This window comes from Solibacillus sp. FSL K6-1781 (genome assembly GCF_038630735.1).
Classification (GTDB): Bacteria; Bacillota; Bacilli; order Bacillales_A; family Planococcaceae; genus Solibacillus; species Solibacillus silvestris.
On record NZ_CP152038.1, the window covers coordinates 3,240,312 to 3,259,984 of the forward strand.

Annotated in this window: 25 protein-coding genes and 1 riboswitch; of the genes, 7 read left to right on the forward strand and 18 right to left on the reverse strand. The window is 39.5% G+C overall.

The features are described from left to right. Window positions 1–100 precede the first annotated feature (100 nt). Window positions 101–190: riboswitch (TPP riboswitch) on the forward strand. A gap of 90 nt (window positions 191–280) precedes the next feature. Beyond that, on the forward strand, window positions 281–787 hold the full coding sequence (thiW, locus tag MHH37_RS16395; RefSeq protein WP_008406146.1) for an energy coupling factor transporter S component ThiW: 507 nt from the start codon (window positions 281–283) through the stop codon (window positions 785–787). A gap of 372 nt (window positions 788–1,159) precedes the next feature. Here the strand turns inward: thiW and MHH37_RS16400 are convergent, their stop codons facing one another. From MHH37_RS16400 to MHH37_RS16430, 7 genes are all read right to left on the reverse strand, one after another. Next, window positions 1,160–1,555, reverse strand: coding sequence for a VOC family protein (locus tag MHH37_RS16400; protein ID WP_342573824.1), 396 nt, complete (start codon window positions 1,553–1,555; stop codon window positions 1,160–1,162). A gap of 281 nt (window positions 1,556–1,836) precedes the next feature. After that, a complete protein-coding gene (locus tag MHH37_RS16405; protein WP_342573825.1) occupies window positions 1,837–2,334 on the reverse strand; it encodes an SRPBCC domain-containing protein in 498 nt (165 codons plus the stop codon). Between the two features lie 121 nt (window positions 2,335–2,455). Further along, window positions 2,456–2,926 carry an S-ribosylhomocysteine lyase gene (locus MHH37_RS16410; RefSeq protein ID WP_087618609.1) on the reverse strand — a complete coding sequence of 157 codons (471 nt, stop codon included), beginning with the start codon at window positions 2,924–2,926 and terminating at the stop codon, window positions 2,456–2,458. A gap of 16 nt (window positions 2,927–2,942) precedes the next feature. Then, window positions 2,943–3,683, reverse strand: a complete 741-nt coding sequence (locus MHH37_RS16415; protein WP_342576281.1) for an amino acid ABC transporter ATP-binding protein — start codon at window positions 3,681–3,683, stop codon at window positions 2,943–2,945. Between the two features lie 37 nt (window positions 3,684–3,720). Further along, window positions 3,721–4,380 carry an amino acid ABC transporter permease gene (locus MHH37_RS16420; protein WP_087618608.1) on the reverse strand — a complete coding sequence of 220 codons (660 nt, stop codon included), beginning with the start codon at window positions 4,378–4,380 and terminating at the stop codon, window positions 3,721–3,723. 65 nt (window positions 4,381–4,445) lie between these two features. After that, window positions 4,446–5,246 carry a transporter substrate-binding domain-containing protein gene (locus MHH37_RS16425; RefSeq protein ID WP_087618607.1) on the reverse strand — a complete coding sequence of 267 codons (801 nt, stop codon included), beginning with the start codon at window positions 5,244–5,246 and terminating at the stop codon, window positions 4,446–4,448. Window positions 5,247–5,438: 192 nt separating this feature from the next. Further along, entirely contained in the window at window positions 5,439–6,176 is a 738-nt protein-coding gene (locus MHH37_RS16430) for an SDR family oxidoreductase (protein WP_342573826.1), read from the reverse strand. A gap of 560 nt (window positions 6,177–6,736) precedes the next feature. Here MHH37_RS16430 and MHH37_RS16435 point away from each other — a divergent pair. After that, window positions 6,737–7,189, forward strand: coding sequence for a HEAT repeat domain-containing protein (locus tag MHH37_RS16435; protein ID WP_014822939.1), 453 nt, complete (start codon window positions 6,737–6,739; stop codon window positions 7,187–7,189). 96 nt (window positions 7,190–7,285) lie between these two features. Here MHH37_RS16435 and MHH37_RS16440 read toward each other — a convergent pair whose 3' ends face one another. The 3 genes from MHH37_RS16440 to MHH37_RS16450 all read right to left on the reverse strand — a co-directional run bounded on the left by MHH37_RS16440 (window position 7,286) and on the right by MHH37_RS16450 (window position 9,975). Next, the gene (locus tag MHH37_RS16440) at window positions 7,286–8,389 is read right to left on the reverse strand and encodes a 5-methyltetrahydropteroyltriglutamate--homocysteine S-methyltransferase (protein ID WP_342573827.1); all 1,104 of its coding nucleotides are present in this window, start codon (window positions 8,387–8,389) and stop codon (window positions 7,286–7,288) included. Window positions 8,390–8,496: 107 nt separating this feature from the next. Further along, window positions 8,497–9,414, reverse strand: a complete 918-nt coding sequence (locus MHH37_RS16445; RefSeq protein WP_342573828.1) for a LysR family transcriptional regulator — start codon at window positions 9,412–9,414, stop codon at window positions 8,497–8,499. Between the two features lie 153 nt (window positions 9,415–9,567). Next, on the reverse strand, window positions 9,568–9,975 hold the full coding sequence (locus MHH37_RS16450; RefSeq protein ID WP_340735551.1) for a DUF2512 family protein: 408 nt from the start codon (window positions 9,973–9,975) through the stop codon (window positions 9,568–9,570). 229 nt (window positions 9,976–10,204) lie between these two features. Here MHH37_RS16450 and MHH37_RS16455 point away from each other — a divergent pair, with 229 nt between their 5' ends. Together MHH37_RS16455 and MHH37_RS16460 are read left to right on the forward strand one after the other, a co-directional pair. Beyond that, complete coding sequence (locus MHH37_RS16455; protein ID WP_008405260.1) at window positions 10,205–10,585, forward strand: PH domain-containing protein; 381 nt, start codon at window positions 10,205–10,207, stop codon at window positions 10,583–10,585. Between the two features lie 333 nt (window positions 10,586–10,918). Beyond that, window positions 10,919–11,200, forward strand: coding sequence for a CC/Se motif family (seleno)protein (locus MHH37_RS16460; protein ID WP_342573829.1), 282 nt, complete (start codon window positions 10,919–10,921; stop codon window positions 11,198–11,200). Here the strand turns inward: MHH37_RS16460 and MHH37_RS16465 are convergent. The 7 genes from MHH37_RS16465 to MHH37_RS16495 all read right to left on the reverse strand — a co-directional run bounded on the left by MHH37_RS16465 (window position 11,197) and on the right by MHH37_RS16495 (window position 17,046). Next, window positions 11,197–11,817, reverse strand: a complete 621-nt coding sequence (locus tag MHH37_RS16465) for an SDR family oxidoreductase (protein ID WP_342573830.1) — start codon at window positions 11,815–11,817, stop codon at window positions 11,197–11,199. The genes MHH37_RS16460 and MHH37_RS16465 overlap by 4 nt on opposite strands. 139 nt (window positions 11,818–11,956) lie before the next feature. Next, window positions 11,957–13,477 carry a class I adenylate-forming enzyme family protein gene (locus tag MHH37_RS16470; RefSeq protein WP_342573831.1) on the reverse strand — a complete coding sequence of 507 codons (1,521 nt, stop codon included), beginning with the start codon at window positions 13,475–13,477 and terminating at the stop codon, window positions 11,957–11,959. A gap of 143 nt (window positions 13,478–13,620) precedes the next feature. Continuing rightward, window positions 13,621–13,935 (reverse strand): hypothetical protein, encoded by a 315-nt coding sequence (locus MHH37_RS16475; protein ID WP_008405267.1) that lies wholly within the window; start codon window positions 13,933–13,935, stop codon window positions 13,621–13,623. 92 nt (window positions 13,936–14,027) lie between these two features. Then, window positions 14,028–14,852, reverse strand: a complete 825-nt coding sequence (locus MHH37_RS16480) for a cupin domain-containing protein (RefSeq protein ID WP_342573832.1) — start codon at window positions 14,850–14,852, stop codon at window positions 14,028–14,030. A gap of 74 nt (window positions 14,853–14,926) precedes the next feature. Further along, window positions 14,927–15,154, reverse strand: coding sequence for a phosphoglycerate mutase (locus MHH37_RS16485; protein WP_342573833.1), 228 nt, complete (start codon window positions 15,152–15,154; stop codon window positions 14,927–14,929). Between the two features lie 83 nt (window positions 15,155–15,237). After that, window positions 15,238–16,413 (reverse strand): endonuclease, encoded by a 1,176-nt coding sequence (locus tag MHH37_RS16490; protein WP_342573834.1) that lies wholly within the window; start codon window positions 16,411–16,413, stop codon window positions 15,238–15,240. Between the two features lie 228 nt (window positions 16,414–16,641). Beyond that, a complete protein-coding gene (locus MHH37_RS16495; protein WP_342573835.1) occupies window positions 16,642–17,046 on the reverse strand; it encodes a TetR-like C-terminal domain-containing protein in 405 nt (134 codons plus the stop codon). A gap of 97 nt (window positions 17,047–17,143) precedes the next feature. On the opposite strand from MHH37_RS16495, the gene MHH37_RS16500 reads away from it, so the two are divergent. Together MHH37_RS16500 and MHH37_RS16505 are read left to right on the forward strand one after the other, a co-directional pair. Further along, on the forward strand, window positions 17,144–17,707 hold the full coding sequence (locus MHH37_RS16500) for a helix-turn-helix domain-containing protein (protein WP_340797817.1): 564 nt from the start codon (window positions 17,144–17,146) through the stop codon (window positions 17,705–17,707). Next, window positions 17,671–18,534 (forward strand): IS3 family transposase, encoded by an 864-nt coding sequence (locus MHH37_RS16505; RefSeq protein ID WP_342576231.1) that lies wholly within the window; start codon window positions 17,671–17,673, stop codon window positions 18,532–18,534. Before MHH37_RS16500 ends, MHH37_RS16505 begins: the two co-directional genes overlap by 37 nt. Window positions 18,535–18,548: 14 nt before the next feature. Here the strand turns inward: MHH37_RS16505 and MHH37_RS16510 are convergent, their stop codons facing one another. Further along, entirely contained in the window at window positions 18,549–18,692 is a 144-nt protein-coding gene (locus MHH37_RS16510; RefSeq protein WP_342573836.1) for a hypothetical protein, read from the reverse strand. A 147-nt stretch (window positions 18,693–18,839) separates the two neighbouring features. On the opposite strand from MHH37_RS16510, the gene MHH37_RS16515 reads away from it, so the two are divergent. Next, the gene (locus MHH37_RS16515; RefSeq protein WP_008405276.1) at window positions 18,840–19,598 is read left to right on the forward strand and encodes an SDR family oxidoreductase; all 759 of its coding nucleotides are present in this window, start codon (window positions 18,840–18,842) and stop codon (window positions 19,596–19,598) included. The last annotated feature ends 75 nt before the right edge of the window (window positions 19,599–19,673 follow it).

Below are 19,673 nucleotides of genomic sequence, written 5' to 3' on the forward strand. Positions count from 1 at the left end.
CAAATTTCAAAAATGCATTTGCATAATGAAACGGCCATGTTATGATAACTGTGAAATTAACCTAATATTGGCAGAAGATAATCTGCTCGTAATTGAATATGAAAACTACTAGGGGCGCCTGTTTGGCTGAGAAGTACCCTTTGCACCTGATCTAGGTAATACTAGCGTAGGAAAGTAGTGTCGACCCCTGTTTTTAGTATTTGTTTTAGGCTGCGATACCACTTTCTTTAGTTGAAAGTGGTTTTTTTGTTGCAAAAATTTATTGTAAAGGATGGTAGAGATGAATAAAACGAGGAAGCTTACGTATTCAGCGATTATCGCTGCACTTACAACGATTCTCAGCAGTTTTGTGTACATCCCTTTAGGTTTTGCCAAAATATTTCCGATTCAGCATTTTGCCAATGTCGTATCGGCGGTGTTGCTCGGTCCTTGGTATGCGGTATTACAGGCATTCCTTACATCGACATTGAGAAACTTAATGGGGACAGGCAGTATTTTTGCTTATCCGGGGAGTATGATTGGTGCCTTTTTGGCTGCATTTCTGTTTGCTAAAACGAAGAAGTTAGCGTTTGCGGCAGTAGGTGAAGTAATCGGGACCGGGTTGCTCGGTGCGATGGCTACTTACCCGATTGCCATTTTGTTTTTAGGTCAGGAAGCGGCGCTGTTCGGTTTTGTCCCGGCATTTATGATGAGTTCTTTTGCGGGGGCGCTTTTAGGCTATGGCTTGCTGAAGATTATGGTGAGAAACCGGGCGTTTGGCGGGATGCTTTATCAGAATGCCGGGTGAATGGGAGGTTTTTATTAGAAGTTTTTGTGTCGTTATTAGAACTTCTTTGCGGGATAATAGAACTTCTGCGCATGATATTAGAACAGTTTGGGATTTTGGTAAAACGGGCTTATTCCTATTGTGATGGCGCGTCCATTTTGCGTTAGCCTGCCGTTTTTATTAGAAGATTTATGATGGATATTAGAAGTTTGCAGGGGGTTATTAGAACTTCTTTGGACGATATTTGAACATATTAAAGACTTATTAGCACAATGTACAATTATATTAGAAAATCTCACTTTTATTAGAAGATTTTAAAATATATTAGAACAACTCAGACCTTTATTAGAAAATGAAACGCCGGGTATCCATTCAGATACCCGGCACATTTTATTAAGGTAAATTAATCTGCCAAGATACGCCGTAACGGTCATTTACCCAGCCGAACTTCTTACTGAAACCGTAATCACCGATTGGCATTAGCGGATGTCCACCTTCAAGCAATTTTTCATAAAGATGATCGGTTTCCTCTTCTGTATCACACGTAATAAAAATAGAGAATGACGGTGTGAAGTCAAATTCATGCTTTATATTACTGTCAATGCACATAAATTCCTGACCTTTTATCGAAAAAGTGGCTTGCATAACTTTTCCTTCGTCTCCGCCTTCATTTGCCCCATAGCGGACAATGCTTGTAATTTCCGCATCATTCATAAGTGATGTATAGAAGTTCATCGCTTCTTCTGCAACGCCGCCTTGAAACATTAAAAATGGTTTTGCGCTTTTCATCGTACTCTTCCCCTTCTTAATTCAAATTTGCACCACTTCAATTTAGCCTATTTTAACCTTTTTCGCGAACTTTTCTCCCTATAAGTTAGAGGCATCTCCTAACTAGACGATGCCTTTTAATATTTAAATTTCGCGATGAGCTGTTGTTCCGAAGATGCGGCTACTTCTTCAGGAACCGTATAAAGATATAGTAGAACAATTCAACTTTTTATTAGAAAATCATCCCCGAAAATTCGATCACCGGATGGTCATGACCCCTACTCGGTGTTTCATTATACGCACTAACCTTGATAGCTCACTTTTCCGGTCTCAACTAATTCCTTCAGACCCATGAACATTAAGTTCCAGCCATGTTCTGTGCCATCTCGCATTTCATCTAGAGCTTTTACGATGTCAGCATCTGTCCATTGCTCTTCATTTTCAGCATGGATTAGTTGGGTGAACGTCATTTCACTTCCCTGTCCCAACTCTTTCAGCTCCACTGTGATCGTATCTTCCAGTTCGCTGAATTGCGGCATTTTAAAAGTGAACACGATTTTTTCAGGCGAATTGATTTCAACGTAGTCCCCGATCGCCCGGTAGTCCACTCCTTGCCGGTGGTCTACAATTTCCCAACTGCCCCCTACTTTTGGGTCATTTTGTGCAACCTTGTTCGTCCCTTCCAATGTAAAGAACCACTTTTTCATCATTACAGGATTCAACCATGCGTCAAACACTTTTTCAGGCTTTACATTAAATTCTCTTTTCATTGTTAATGTAGTCGTTGAGGTATTGTTCATTCAAATTCTCCTTTTAGTTACTATAGTTTATTAATAACCTATTCACAGGGACTTTTAAAACAATTGCTCCAATAAAAAAGTCTCCTGCGAGATTATTCTCACAGAAGACTTGCTTCATCAATTATTCGCCGAAAACGACATGCCACTCAGCACGGCCAGCTAAAAATTCCTCAGCCAATGCTTTTGCACCTTCCAGGCTATGGCTTGCTGCCCAGCCGCATTGTACTTCATTACATGCGGGTACCGATTCTGCCTTCAATACATCCTTCAGCGTATTTTCAATAATCGTTAATACGCCGTCATAGTCATTGTAGTTCAGTAATGCCAAGTAAAAGCCTGTTTGACAGCCCATTGGCGATAAATCTACGACGTCTTCACTATGATTACGGATACGGTCAGCCATTAAATGCTCTAAAGAGTGTAGTGACGGCATTTCCATATGCGCTTTGTTCGGCTGTTTGAATCGGATATCGTACTTTGTTACGACGTCGCCTTTTGCTCCTGTTTTCGTACCGGCAAGTCGTACGTATGGTGCCACTACTTTCGTATGGTCTAAATCAAAGCTCTCTACATTTGTTTTCTCTGTTGTCATGTTAAATCCCCCTAGATTAGATAAACTGCATCGATTTTATAAATTGTTGAATCCGTTCATTATTGTTTGCTGTAAAGAAGTTTTCGGTTACGCCGTCATAGCCGATTTCACCGTTTTCCAGAAATAGAATCCGGTCTGCCACTTCGCGTGCGAAATTCAGGTTATGCGTCACGATAATCATCGACTTGCCTTCCTCCGCCAAATCCTTCAGCACCTTCAGCACTTCTCCTTCTAGTTCTGGGTCCAGTGCACTTGTCGGCTCATCGAACAGTAAAAACTGTGGCTCCATTGCCAATGCTCTTGCGATGGCGACACGCTGCTGTTGCCCGCCGGATAATTGCGAAGGATACTGGTCTGTTTTATGACTCAGGCCAACCTTCTCCAATAATTGCTGTGCCTTTTGTCTTGCAACCTCTTTGTCTATCTTTAAAACGGTAACTGGCCCTTCCATCACATTTTCAAGCACCTTCATATGCGGGAAAAGATTGAAGCTTTGGAATACCATCGCCGTATTTTGACGAATCGAAAGCAAGTTTTTCTGAGAAATCGGCTTGTTCAGTTCAACTGTCTGGTTCCCGACAGTCAGAACGCCTTTTTCAGGTCGCTCCAGCAGATTGATACAGCGCAGCAACGTTGATTTTCCTGAACCGGATGGACCTAAAATAACCGTTGTTTCGCCTTCATGAAATGTTAAATTAATATTTTTCAATGCCTCGTTCTCGCCAAAGAACTTCGACATCTGCTGAAATTGTACGATAATAAGCCCTCCCTTCTAGCGCTTCACGATACCCGACTTATATATATTTTGAAGCGTATTTTTCCAGTCGGCCTTGAATGACCATCAACACACTAATAAAGATTAAATAAATAACCGCACAAAGTGAATAAATCATAAGCGGCTCATATGTTCGCGCAGTGATTTGCTGCCCGACCATGAATAGATCGGCAAGTGTGATACTGGCAACTAAAGATGTCCCTTTTACCATATCGATAAAATCATTGGCTACTGGCGGCAATGAAATGCGAACGGTTTGCGGTGCAATGACACGTCGCATCATCTGCCAATACGTCATACCGAGTGATTCTGCTGCCTCCCATTGCCCTTTTGGAATGGCCAAAATTGAAGCTCGGATCGATTCAGAAGCATAGGCACCTGTATTTAGCGAGAATGTAATGATCGCCGCTGTCCACGCATCAAGGGTAATCCCCAGTTTCGGTAGACCGAAGAACACTATAAATAATTGCACTAATAATGGTGTTCCGCGAAACACCCATACGTAAGTACCGAATATCCATCGTAAAACCCGGTAGTTTGAGATTCTAGCCAGTGCCGTCACAACTGCAATGACTAATGCAATGGCAAAAGCAATGAGCGATAGCGGAATGGTAACAAGAAGTCCTGCTTTTAAAATTGGCCAGATCGAGCTAAGTAAAATATCCATTTCTCTACTCATCCACTAGCACTCCTTTCTGTAATGTAAGCCATGTAAAAAAGGAGGCCGTCGAAACGACCTTCCCATTAGTTGTTTGAAATAACATTTTCACCAAAATATTTTTCTGAAATTGCTTCGAATGTACCGTCTTCTGTACGTTCTTTAATAATTTCATTTAACTTCTCACGGAACTCATCGTTTTCTTTATTTAAGATTAATGCGATATCAGTTGAATTGATCGCACCGTCCAGCACTTTCAACTTCGTGTCAGGCTGCTCCTGCAAGTATGTCAGGAATGTCACGCGGTCATGGATTGTTCCATCTGCACGTCCCTGTACTACTAGCTCGATTGAACTCATCAAATCATTTGTTGCAACAACTTCTGCACCAAGCGCTTCTGCATCGCGGGCAAAGTTACTTGTAATTGTTTGTGATGATTTTTTGCCTTTCATGTCTGCCGGCTCTTTAATTTCTGTATTATCTGTGTGCACGGCTACTACCGCTTCTGATTTCATATATGGAATGGAGAAATCGTACTTTTCTTTACGCTCATCTGTAATCGATACGTTGTTAATAACAAAATCGTATTTATCTGTATCCAATCCTGCGATCAATGAATCCCATTTTGTTTCAACATATTCTGCTTCAACACCTAGGTCTTTTGCGATTTGATCGGCAATCTCATATTCAAAGCCTGTTAATGCACCTGATTCATCATGGAAGCTGAACGGAGGGAATGTTCCTTCAAGACCGATTTGAATTTTTCCATCTGCCTGGATTTCCTCTAATTTATTCTTTGCCTCGCTTGCGTTTTCCTCTGATTTGTCGCCACCACATGCTGCTAAAACGAGCGCTGATAATGTAACGATTGATAATAATTTCTTCATTCTAATTGCCTCCACTATTAATTCCTAGTTTTTTTATAAGCTTTATATTATAACAGAGTAACAGCAAAAACAATCTTTATTTTCTGAACAATAACTAAATTTAGAACTTTTAATTAATACAGACGGGAAAATGGGTTAAATACATAAAAAAGTGCCAATTTCCCTAAATGGAAAATTGACACTTTCATGCTATTATTCTTCAAAAATCATTTTCTTCGTCATCCCGCCATCGATTGTCAGATCCGTCCCTGTAATAAAATCATTTTCCGGGTTAGCTAAATACAGACAGGCACGGGCAATATCATCCGGTTTGCCGACACGGTTTGAAAAATGCTGGGCGTGGTCTGAAGGTCTGAGGGCATCGTAATCTCCTGTTTCGATCCATCCTGGCGAAATGCTGTTTACCGTAATATTCAGCTCACTGAAAGAACTTGCCAACGCATGTGTCAGTGCAAGGATACCGCCTTTTGATGCCGCATAGCCTTCAGAATGTGGTTCGGACATGACTGCACGTGTTGAAGCAAGATTGATGATCGCCCCTCCGCTTTTCATAAGTTTTGCCGCTTCACGTGAACATAAAAAGACGCTGCGCAAATTCGTCTGGATGATGTCATCCCAGTCTTCGAGCGATAATTCCAGCGGTGAAATCCATTTCGCTTTTCCCGCATTGTTGATCAAAATATGAAGCCCGCCAAAACGGCTTGCTGCCATCTCCATTGTTTGGCGAACATTCTCTTCACTGCGCACATCTGTCTCTATAAAAATGGCGGAATACCCTTCTGTTTGAAGCTCCCCTGCCAGCTGGACACCTAAGTTGTGCTCAACATCCGCGATGACCACATTGGCACCGGCCTTTGCGAAATGGGTTGCGACTGAACGACCGATTCCTTGCGCAGCACCTGTAATGACGACTGTTTTGTTTTGGAACATCTGATTTCCTCCTTTATAAATTGCTTAGTAAAAGTGTAACTGAAATCATTTGGAATTTCGTGCTTGGGGTTGTCCTTTTTGGAATGGGTGTGGTGTTTTTCAAGTTGCTCGGAGGTGATGCAGGTTTTATTAGAACTTTTGGGGCGCATATTAGAAGAGTTGGGTCGGATATTAGAACATCGGCGGGATTTATTAGAAAATCTAGGATAGGTGTGCGCTTTTTTGGTGATAGCGTTGTTTTTCAGGTTGCTCGGAAAGCGGTGCGGGATTTTATTAGAAATGTTTGGGGATATATTAGAAGAGTTGCGCGGGATATTAGAACATCGGTTAGGTTTATTTGAATAGTTGGAGCACTTATTAGAAAAAATATGATTTATATTAGAACATCTCACTTTTATTAGAAGATTTTTTGGGATATTAGAACAATGTAGAGCTTTATTAGAATATCCTCACGGCAATCGAATCTGTACATCTATTGCGACGAGTAATTGCCTCACTTTCATGCTATAATAGATGGAGCGGATCATTGCTAGTAAGGCAATGACAAAGGAGACAAAATAATGAGTCAACAAAATCAAGAATCAACACAACAATTACCTGAAAATTTCAGTGAATTAAAGAAAGCTGTAAACCGTACAGCAGATTGGGAAGCACGTTTAGATGCGGTACAGGAATTAGCGAAAATTAAAGCCGATGAATCGATCAAAATTTTGCAATATGTAGCGAAAGCCGATCTAGTAACGAAAGTGCGCGATGCAGCAGCGAAACAATTAAAGAAAATGGGTCAGCAAGTGGAACCATCTGAAGCACCTAAAGGCGAATTGTTCAAAGACCTTCGCAAAATTTTCAAACGTATTAAGAAAAGCTTACCAGCAGATCACACGTATGAAGATTTCAAAGTAAAACTTGAAAAAATGCGTATCGATATTTACAACACATACGAAGGCGAAAAAGGCGCACAATTTGACGCTTGGCTGAAGGATATGTGGGAAACTACTGAAACAAGAAAATAATTAACAATAGAGAACACGAAATGATTTTCGTGTTCTCTTTTTGTAGAAACAGCCGGCTCCTTCTCACGGCGCCAACTGTTTCTTTAATCTATTCAATTATCCCCAAATCTCTTTTGAAATATCGACAATATACTTCAGTTTCGCCCATTGTTCATCCTCAGTCAGGATATTTCCATGATGAGTTGAAGCGAATCCACATTGTGGACTAATACATAATTGCTCCAATGGCACATATTTTGTTGCCTCTTCAATACGAGCTTTAATATTTTCCTTCACTTCTAATTCACCATGTTTGGAAGTGAATACGCCTAGTACTACTTGTGGTCCACCATTCGGAATGTAATTCAACGGTCCGAAATCACCCGAACGATCATCATCATATTCCAGGAAAAATCCGTTTACTTTTTCTTTTGCAAACAATGTTGGCGCAATTTTAGCATAGCTTCCTTCGAACGCCCATTTTGAGCGATAGTTGCCACGGCAAAGATGAGTCGTGATGATTAAATCTTCCGGCTTATCCTCTAACACTCCATTTGCAACACGAAGAGCTAAATCGATTAACTCTTCACGGGAATACCCGCTATCATTGAATGGAATTTCCGGAGCATTCAGTCCGGCAATGTACACATCATCGAGCTGTAAATAACGGCAACCTGCATCATAAAAGGCTTTAATGGCATCACGGTATGTGCTGATAATATCCTTTGAGTATTCTTCAATATCCGGATAAATATCCAAATTGCGAATACCCGCATTAAATAGCTGGTTTGGGCTTGGAATCGTTTGTTTGGCAACAGCTCGGTCTCCAACTATTTCTTTAAATTCGATAAAATCTTTAATATGTGGATGATCCGGGTTAAACGAAATTTTACCGATTACCCGCACATCATATCTTTCGGTTTCTTCGCCTTTGAATGAGAAGCCTGAATCCGGAACATACCCCTCGACTCCATTTAAATGTTCAAGGAAATCTGTATGCCAAAATCTGCGGCGAAATTCTCCGTCCGTTACTGCTTGAAGGCCTACTTCAATTTGCTTATCAACAATTTTCTTAATTTCCTCTGTTTCGATGGCATGTAATTCCTGTTCCGAAATATTGCCTCCGTGGAAATCCTTTCTTGCTTTGTGGATTCGCTCCGGTCTTAATAAACTCCCAACATGATCCGCTCTAAATGGTGCCTTTATTAATGTTTTCGTCATATACAATCTCCCACTTTCCCTTTGGTTTTCTTAACGTAAAGCTAGTGTAGCATGGGGAAATTGTTATAACGTAACACCTAAATCCTATTCTTTGTTATAGTCTTAAACTATAACTGAACGATTTCTTGTTCAACAGATTCTTTTAAATACTGTATATACGTATTCGCCATTGTACTATTTGTAACATTTTTATGAGTTATATACCCAACATGAATTTGTTCGTCCACCTTTAAAGGAACAGCTATAATGTCCTTACTGTTTAATTTATGACTGATCACCCCTGTGGAAATCGTATAGCCATTTAACCCGATCAGTAAGTTAAATAATGTGGCACGATCGGTAACCTTTATATTTTTCGGTCTGGAAAGCGTGCTTAAAATCTCCTCCGAGAAATAGAACGAATTATAATCCCCCTGCTCATAGGAAAGGTACGGGTAAGGATCCAGGTCCGATAAAGTGACATACTCCTTTTTGGATAGCGGATTTGCCGAGCTAATAAATATGTGCGGCTTTGCTGTAAATAGCTCATGAAACTGTAAATTGCCTTCTCCTAAAAACTTGCTGATTACTTTTTTATTGAATTCATTGACATATAAAATGCCGATTTCGCTCCGTAAGTTTTTGACATCCTCAATAATTTCATAGGTTTTGGTTTCTCGTAAACTGAACTCGTATTTTTCAATATCATAGTCTTTTAATAAGCGGACAAATGCACTTACCGCAAATGCATAATGCTGGGCAGATACACCAAAAAACTTTTGCGGAGACGTTGTATTTGTATAGCGACTTTCTAAAAGTTCCGCCTGCTCAACAACTTGCCGGGCATATCCTAAAAACTCCGAGCCTTCAGAAGTAATGATAATCCCCTTGTTCGAACGCAGAAAAATCTTGATTCCCAGTTCTTCCTCCAGTTCTTTTAATGCATTGGACAGGCTTGGTTGACTAATAAACAGCCTTTGTGCCGCTTTATTGATCGATTGACTCCTTGCTACTTCGATTACATATTTTAATTGTTGCAATGTCATGTTTTTAACCTCTTCTTTCTCTTAAACTGTCTCGTATGTTATAAGCTTTACCATATAATGCAACTGCGATAAAAACAATCTTTCCAACGCAAAAAAGGCGCTCCTATTAAAAGAAAGCGCCTAATTTCTTCTTTTCATATATTAAAAACTATATTAATAGTCTCTTTGCGTATTTCTTGGGGCATCTGCCGCTTCAAATACTTGTTTATCAATGTATTTATGGAAGAACCATTCCCCTAAACCGATGACTACTGCTGAAACAACGGCAGCTGCTACAATACTTTCACTATTTTCAGCAAAGCTTAGTCCCATAAAGTAAATAACAATAGCTGCTAACAGGACATCCGACAATGTGGCGATAATATTTCTTTTATCCTGCTCTGCACGAGCACCCGTATTTTGGAAAATTCCTAAGTCCCCTACAACATAAGCTAAAAGTGTTAACACTAAACTGATTACTAACGTGTCGCTAAATGCGAAATTAAAAATCCCTGCAAGAATAATACCTAAAACCGCCGCAATCATCACAAATTTAATAACCAAGGCCTTAACATGATTCATTTAGAATCCCTCCTTAACTTTGTTATAAAGCTTTAATACCCAATTCTAATATTTTTACGCATTTCGACGGAAAATTATTATATTTTTTAATAGAAAAGTAGCGGCTCTTCTTTCACCAGTCAAAAAGTTTTACTGTTTTAGAATGATTTTATTCGGTTGCAAGTATATCTTTAGAAACAATGTAAAAAATAGCAGAGATTAGAAAACTAAATGGTTGAGGTGAAACATATTGGGTATTTTTGACGGTTTGATGGGGAATGCCAGTGAGTTGAAGGCAGAAGACGTTCAAAAGGAAATGGAAGAAATCATCACGAGTAATGAAGTGGTCAAACATGCTTATAAAGTCATAAGAGATACGTTTATCTTTACAAACAAACGCTTGATTCTCGTTGATAAGCAGGGGATGACTGGTAAGAAAACTGAGTATTTGTCTATTCCCTACAAAAGCATTACAAACTTTTCAATCGAAACGGCGGGAACGTTCGATTTGGATGCAGAATTAAAAATCTGGATTTCCGGCAATAGCATCCCTATTCAGAAGAAGTTTAACAAAGCTACAAATATTTATGCGGTTCAACGGGTTTTAGCAGAAAATATTTTGTCGTCTTGATTATTGGGAAAGACGCAAAACGAACGATTTTGTAGGCTCCTTTCGTGGAGAATCAGAATCGTTCGGTTTTTTTGTTTCTTTTATCATTTGTGATTTATGATATGGTAGAAGCAAGAAGGATATTAGAAGTTTTTCCGTAATATTAGAACATTTCCGTGCCTTATTAGAACTTCCACAGGACATATTTGAACATTGGGTACACTTATTAGAAGATCGTACATATATATTAGAAAATCATACTTTTATTAGAACATTTTTTAGCTTATTAGAACATTGAGCGGTGATATTAGAACTTCTTCCAACCACACGCTCTACGAAAGCGAGGAACCTTTCATGCAAATCGAACTCGATACAAATACGAAAAAATGGATGCAGTCAAAAGGCAAGCCGGTTTCCGTAAAAACCATTTCGGTGAACGCCTGCTGCGCCCCACCTGTCCAGGAATTGATGACCCACTTAGGTAAGCCGAAAGATGTGCATAATTATAAGGAAATCAAAATCGATAACCTGTCCGTTTTCGTTGAGAAGCATCTATCACATAATGAAAAAATCACACTGAAGCTTACAGGCATCGGGATTTTCAAAATGATTTCGGCAAAATTAGGGAGCAATTAATAAGCGATCCCCACACGCGCTTTTATATAATCGCTGCTTTGCAGTAAGCTGTAGGCAAAAACCGCTGTATCCGGAACTGAAATTTGGCTGCCGTCTTCCGGTAGAAAATTGCGTTCTGTACGGTATTTCCCGAGCTTTTCTCCATCTGGTAAATAGGTAGGGCAGACAATTGTCCAATCAAGGCCGGACTGTTGCAGCAATTCATACACTTTATGGTGTTCTTCTGCAGCTCGGGTTAACTTTCTTTTTGATTCACTTGACTGGTAACGCAGCAGTTCCGGGCTGACCCGACTTTGCAGGATGCCGGCAGTACCGATTGTAATGATTCGTTTGATGCCTTCCTTTTTCATTGCATCAATAACTAGCGGCATACTTTCGGTTAAAGTCGTTCCCCCATCTGTATTCAGTCCACTTAACACTCCATCCACCCCATGCATCGCCCGCTCAACATCTTCTTTCTTCAGCACATTCCCTTGAATAACTGTTAAATTTTCATGATGATTTTCAATTTTGTCTGGTGTCCGAACGAGAGCTGTCACATGATGGCCATCCTGAAGCGCATTCATAACTAAATGACTTCCAACTCGACCTGTTCCGCCTAAAATTAATAAATTCATTTGTAAAACCTTCTTTCTTTCTTATAAAGATACGTCCTTAAACTTACTTTATTATAATGGTCTTCATAAAAAAATGAGAAACTCAATGATTGCCTAGTTTCTCATTTCTGTTTCCCCATATCGAAATTATATTAACGTCTTAAATAATGTGCTCCTTTTCTTTTGCTCTTAGCACATGTTTCAAAATTTTCCCCGATGGATTACGAGGCATTTCTTTTACAATTTCCACTATGTGCGGAACCTTATATTTCGCTAATTTACTCCGTGCATGGTCAATAATTTCCTGCTCTGTAATAGTGCCTTCTTCTGCTAGGACAACAATGGCTTTAGGAATTTCACCATAAATCGGATCTGGTATGCCAATAACAGCCGCATCGATTACTTGCGGGATTTGATACAAAACATTCTCGACCTCAATCGGATAAATGTTTTCCCCGCCCCGGATAATTAGATCTTTCTTACGATCTACAATATATAAGTAACCATCTTCATCGAGCCGGCCTAAATCACCTGAATAAAGCCAGCCATTTTTAATTACTTGCATCGTTTCCTCATCATTTTTTAAATAACCCTTCATAATTTGCTCACCTTTAATGCAAATCTCGCCGATTTCCCCAACAGGCAGGTCTACACCGTTTGCATCCACAATTTTCAGCTGTGTATTCGGTAGGGCTTTACCGACTGATCCTGCTTTAGTGAGCACTGCTTCATCTGGCAATTCCGTTGCACCAGGGCTACTTTCAGTTTGACCGTATAAATTATGGAACTCCACTTTGGGAAAGGCTTCTTTAAGATTTTTAATAATTTCATGCGGCATTGGTGCTGAACCGTACACCATTTTCCTTACATTAGGAAATGCCTGATTCGCAAAATCAAATTTACTTAGTAATAATGCATACATTGTCGGAACACCTGAAAACACGGTAATCTTTTTCTCAAGGATAGTAGGAATAGTACGATCCGGTATGAACATTTCATCGATTACTAATGTCGCGCCACAATAAATCGTTGATACGGCGATTACATGTAAGCCTGCACAATGGAATAATGGAATCGAAATGTAGACACGGTCTGACTTTTGATAGGCGATACGTTCCGACCATTGCTGCACAGCACTGATGACATTACGGTGGGTTAACATGACACCTTTGGGACGCCCTGTTGTACCAGACGTATAAAGTACCAATGCCGTGTCGTTCGCTTTGTTTTCAACTGGTTGAAGCTCCCTGTCACTAGCCTCTGCTTGAAGTTCAGCCCGTGTTTGTGTCCATTCAAATTCATATTCCACCTGCTGCAACGATCCTTCAAGACGCTCATCATAAATTAATCCTTTTGCTTCTGAATGATTGAAAATATATGTCAGTTCATCTGGTGCCAACTTCGTATTGATCGGAAGTAATGTACATCCTGCAAGCTGAACACCATAATACACCGCCATAAACAAATCGGAGTTTAGCAGCATAGAGGCAACGATATCTCCTTTTTTCATGCCTTTACTTTGTACGAATGTTGCAACAAGCTCAACCTTTTTGTAAAAAGCCTCATATGAGATTTCATCGTTATTAAATGCCACCGCAATTGCTTCAGGTGTTTGTTCCACTTGTGCTTTCAAATAATCCGTTATGAACATGTTTTCGCTACTAAACTGATGTTGATCCATTCCCACTCATCCTCCTAATCGGTATTAAAATTCCTATTAGAAACTAATTCTCTTTAATGAGAGTAAATCCTTCTTTCACTCATCCAGTGTAATCGCCCCAAAAAAATAGGAGATGAGAGAAATAATCTCCCATCCCCTAATAATTATCCTTCAATATAATTCGCTTCCAAGCCGCGCGCTACTTCCTTCGTTTTATCCATAACTGCCCGATGTGCCGCCGCAACATATAGCTCGCTTTCGTAAAAACGGAACGGTATTTCCTGGCCTTCATATTGCCACATGAAGAAGTGGCCGTTAATTTTCATATTGACACCGTCTTGTGTGACACTATAGAAATCTCGGTATACGAAATCCGATTTTGTCGCAAAGAAGTTTTGGCATTCCTGTAAGCTGAGCGTAGGATTCCCTTCCTGATCATGACGTGTAATTTTATATCGTGGATTCATTCGTGTATTCATTAAAAATCTCCTTTAATAACCATCTATCGTTTCATTATAGTTGGTTATGTTAGTTAAGGCAAAAGAGATCGTTCAGGTTCCTTAACGCTTCACTACATATTTTTGCTTTGCTGTAGAAGTTTAGACTTCCCGGATCGTTCCCACTCTTCCACTGTCTCATATGCTTCTTCCGGGGAGTATCCTTTTCCTACTAGAACGCCCATCAGAATAAATTCCTGAAGAATATGAGTAGTGTTTATCCCTCTTTGAAAATCTTCTAATCCTTCTTTCACTAAAAATTCGGTATGCCGTATCCATTCATCCGGCGTCTTCCCAGAAATAACAGGGAATTCATTGCTGTGACCTCCGCCTTCTTTCATAGCCATTGCTGCAGCTTTCGTAGGGTGAACCGTTCCGAATGGATGGTTCGGTGGAGCGTAGATAGAATATAGTTTTAATGGGACATTGCCGGTATTCGTTAAGTTATGCCATGTTCCGGCAGGGATAAAAATGGCAAAGTCATCCTGGACATTTCTTCTAAAGTCTAATTGATCTTTATTTTTGCCCATTTGAGTTACCCCTTGCCCTTGCTCTATACGTAAAAATTGATCGACATTCGGATGAATCTCCAGTCCAATATCTTCTCCCGGCTCCAGACTCATTAATGTGAGCTGCAAATGTTTCCCAGTCCATAAAGCCGTACGATACGTATTGTTTTGCTTCGATGCCTCGTTAATATTGATGACAAATGGGGTCGCTCCATAATCCTTTAACATCATTCCATTATTACCACCGGAAACAGGAGAGGGATTTAATTGATTTATAGAAATAGCCCCATATGGGTATGTCCAGTAAGTCGGGGTTCCAACATAATTATACGGCGAAGAATTCATATAATATGGTGCTTGATATGGATACCCATAAGATTGATAATACATTTATTTCATTCCCTTCACAGAATCATCGTATTATCATATGCGACAGTTTTAAAAACGCCTATTATAGAATATAGTTACCTGTCCCTTTTATAGCTTGTATCATAATTTATGTTCATTTTAAGTTCGTTTAAATCTTTATCAATTTTGGATATTAATCTATGTAACTCTTCATTTTCCGAAGGGGTAAATGTTTCGCCGCTGCGTTTCCTTAAAACTACTGCTTGATTTATGAGTCTTAAACATGTTTTAATCAGTGCCAAATCCTTTTCGATCGCCTCTTTGCTTATGTCTATTTCGCCCATTTATAACACTCCCTTCCATAAATTATATAACAGGAAGCACAAAAATACTCCCCTTTGCTTAAAGGAGAGTATTTTTTCATATTTTATTCCCAAATAGCGGATGCCCACTCAGGATGATCGATAAATGGATTGCGGTTGTGCTGGTAATCGGTATAAATAATTTCATTTCTGTTCCGTTCGAAATTGTCGACCGGGTCTTGTTTATGCCATTGAAGCAGTACTGAAAGTTTCCCGTGATAAGGCGCCGTGCCGTTATTTACTTTATTATTTAATTCCAAATCAAGTTCCCCGCTGTCTCCTTCATAGCGAACCGCCATATAAAACAGCATACGAGCAACATCACCTTTTACACTGTCTCTTGGCTCCCATGAATCAGAATCATAGTAGTTGCCGGATGCTTCTGAATGCTCGTTTCCGCCATTGTCAAAGTCAAGATTGCTTCGCGTACCGTTGACACTGACATCGGTTGGACGCAAATGATGCAAGTCTGTTCCTGCACCCATCGATGTGCCAAAGTCACCGTGCGATTTTGCCCAAACATGTTCACGGTTCCAGTCATTGACGTTCCCGCCGTTTGTAAATTTGCTTTGGGAGCGGCCTGTATAAAGTAGGATGACGTTATTCGAATTGTTCGGATCTTCATCTGTTTCGCGAAGAGCTGTCCATACACTGGAATACGAAATTTCGGTATGGTCATCTATAATATTATGCAAAGCCGATTTTAAAGCTGCACCAGTTTTCCCTATAGCTGCATCATAATAGGCACCCGTTGAAGGATTTGGTGTCGGAGTCGGCTCAGGATCGGCAGGACTTCCCCCCACTACTTCAAAAGCTGTACTATTTTTAAATCCAGGATGAGAAAAGTATGCTGACAAGGCGCCCGTGATTTTCACGCTTTCCCCCATTAATGAAGGATTTGATTTTAATCCATAAGAAGAGCGGAAAGAAGTTGGAATCTGTACATAGATCATGTTAGCGGTATTCGTTTCGTTCGCATTGTCCGCTATAGCCAATGCATAGTCATTTGGAAAACTGCCAGTAAGGACGGTCGTTGTTGATGTAGGTTGTCCCACCACATAACCTTGAACTGTTTTTGTGGAGTTGTTTTGATTGCTGATTGCCTGAGATACGGAGTAAGGTGTCGACCACGACCCATCCCCAGCTGCTGCATTTGTAACAGTAGATTGAAGAGGCTGAATTAAAATGAAAACAATAAGTACCCAAGAAAACAGTAGAGTTACATTTCGATTTTTAACCATTTTTCTCCTCCTATTTATGCAATTTAAGTTCAATCAGCAAACGCCAACCAACTCCTCTTTATATTATCATAAAATTATTAATATTCCGTTAATTTTTGAAGCAAAATGGTTAAATTATTTAATTACTTGTTAAGAATGTGATTGAACTAATTTAGAGACGTCAATAAAGCATAAAAATACTAGAAAATGAAATAGTCCACTACTCCATTTTCTAGCGATTAGAAATTTTCACTTTAGCGACTGCCGAAACTTCACAATTTCCACGAGGCGGTTGTTCATCATATCTACAGAGTCTTCAAAGTTGTTCAAATACCATTGAATGAGTAATCCGATGATGGCATTTGCATTATAGGCATGCAGATATTTATTTAACTGATGTTCATGCTTTAAATAATCGGTCTCATTCATCAGCTTGCAGATTTCATCAAAAAGCATGTAATAATATTTCATCGATACATCTTCAGATAATACAATTTTGTAAAAGTCCTCGTATTTTTTTACGTGGTCGAAAATCTTTACTGAATTTGGGTTTAAGTTGAGACCGTTGACGGTTAATTCCAGTCCTTCTTTAAATGGCTCATCATAAGAAATATGTAAATCCATCATGATTTCCTCGAATAATTCCTGCAGCACATCGTCAACACTTTGATAATGGAAATAAAAAGTACCCCGGTTAGGTGCTGCACCCCAAAAGTTAGAGTTAAAAAACTAACTTTTGGGGTGTTTTTCTATGGTTAAATATAGCGAAGAATTCAAATTAATGGTGGTTAAAGACTACCTGAGTAGTTCATTAAGTTATCGAGTAACAGCTAGGAAACATGGCGTCGCTGAAGAATCTCAAGTAAGACGTTGGGTGCGTGCTTTTAAAGAATTTGGTCAAGGTAGCCTATCGATTAAGAAAAAGAAGCAGTTTTATTCTGTTCAATTTAAATTAGATATATTAAACTTTATGAAACAAACAGGTGCTTCTTATCTAGATACGGCGATTCAATTTAATATGAATAATCCAAGTTTAATCGCAAATTGGTACAGTAAATTTTTAAAAGAAGGGATAGAGGGCCTGCAAGAAAAAGCAAAGGGGCGCCCATCTATGTCTAAAAAATCAAAAACTACACAAAAGAAGCAAGAAAAAGAACTGTCACGTGAGGAACAGTTAGAGCGCGAAAATGAACTGCTTCGTTTGGAGGTTGCGTATTTAAAAAAGTTGAAGGCTTTTCGAGAGAATCCGGATGCCTTTCTCGAAAAGCACAAGCAGCGATTACCTTTGGACTCAAAGAAGAAGGATTCCGATTGATAGATATTTTAAAACGAGTGGACATTCCAGAAGCAACGTATCATTATCATATCAAACAAATGAATCAGGAAGATCCGGATAAAGCATGGAAAACATTGATTTTAGAGACGTTTGAGAAACATGAGGGTCGATATGGCTATCGCCGAATTCACGCAGAATTAAAGGCAGAAGGACACATAATCAACCATAAAAAAGTACAGCGAATCATGAATGAAATGAATTTGAAATGTGAGAAATTCGGGCGTAAATCTCGTTATAAATCTTATAAAGGAACTGTGGGTAAGGTCGCAAAGAATCGATTAAACAGACGTTTTATCACACCAAATGCCCTTCAAAAATTAGTAACAGACATAACCGAATTTAAGTGTACAGATGATGAAAAATTGTATCTAAGTCCCATCATGGATTTATTCAACGGTGAAATACTCGGTTTCAGTATGTCGAAACGCCCTACACTCGATTTCGTAATGGAGGCACTTGACCAAACACTTCCGATTATTCATGAGCAGGCGAATTATCGAACAACAATTCATTCGGATCAGGGGTGGCATTATCAACATAACAAATGGGTGAAAACATTAAAGAGAAACAAGATTTTCCAAAGCATGTCTCGTAAAGCAACATGTGCAGACAATGCGGCCATGGAGAACTTTTTTGGCATACTCAAACAGGAAATGTATTATGGGGAAGTATTGATTTCCTATGAAGCGTTACAGAAGAAAATTGAGAAGTACATCAGTTATTACAATAATGATCGAATTAAACAAAAACTGGCCGGCATGAGCCCGGTAAAATACCGAACTCATACCAGCCAATTAGCTGCATAATAAAAACTCTAACTTTAAGGGGTCACTACCTTAATCGTTGCTTCTTTACAAAGCTCGGTAATTTTAATTTGAGGCAATGACTTTTTCTTCAATAATAACAGTAATGCTTTATGTATTGTTTTTTTCGTTTTGATAACACGAAGATCGTTTTTATTCATGATGACCTCCTTTACTGTACAATTTTATCAAATATGTTGGATATCGTACAACATGAAGGAATTTTGCTGATTGAAAACGCTTTATTTTGTGTAATATACTTTTATTGTACAAATGTGCAATATGATATTTCAGGAGGATGAATTCAAATGAAATTACAAGGCAAAGTAGCAATCGTAACTGGTGCAGCTTCTGGTATGGGTAAAGCAATTGCTGAACTTTATGCAAAAGAAGGTGCAAAAGTTGTCGTTTCAGATTATAACGGTGAAGGTGCGAAAACGGTAGCGGACGCAATCGTGGCAGCTGGCGGACAAGCAATCGCTAACCAGGCTAACGTAGCAGAATTAACTGATATCGAGCGTATGTTTGAAGAAACAAAAGCAGCATACGGTCAATTAGATATTTTAGTAAACAACGCTGGAATCATGGACGGCATGGAGCCTGTCGGTGAAATTTCAGATGAGAAGTGGGATCGTCTTTTCTCAGTCAATACTATGGGTGTGATGCGTGCAATGCGTATCGCAACAAATATCTTCCTTGAACAAGGTCATGGTGTTATCGTGAACAACATTTCAGCTGGCGGCCTACGCGGTGCTCGCGCTGGTGCAGCTTATACTGCTTCTAAGCATGCAGTAGCTGGTTTAACGAAAAACACAGGTTATATGTACGCTAATTCTGGTATCCGTTGCAACGGAATTGCACCAGGTGGCGTAATGACAAATATTCAAGCTTCGATGACAGGCATTTCCGAGTTTGGTGCTGCTCGTCAGCAAACAGGTCTTGGCACAATGCCGCGCGCTGGTCAACCGGAGGAAATCGCTAAGCTAGCATTATTCCTAGGTTCTGATGATTCAAGCTTCATCAACGGACAAGTCATTGCTGCTGATGCTGGTTGGACTGCATACTAATTTTCATGTAGCTGATAGATTAAATAGAGAGACAAAATCTTAGATCACTCGGATTTTGTCTCTCTTTTTCTTGCT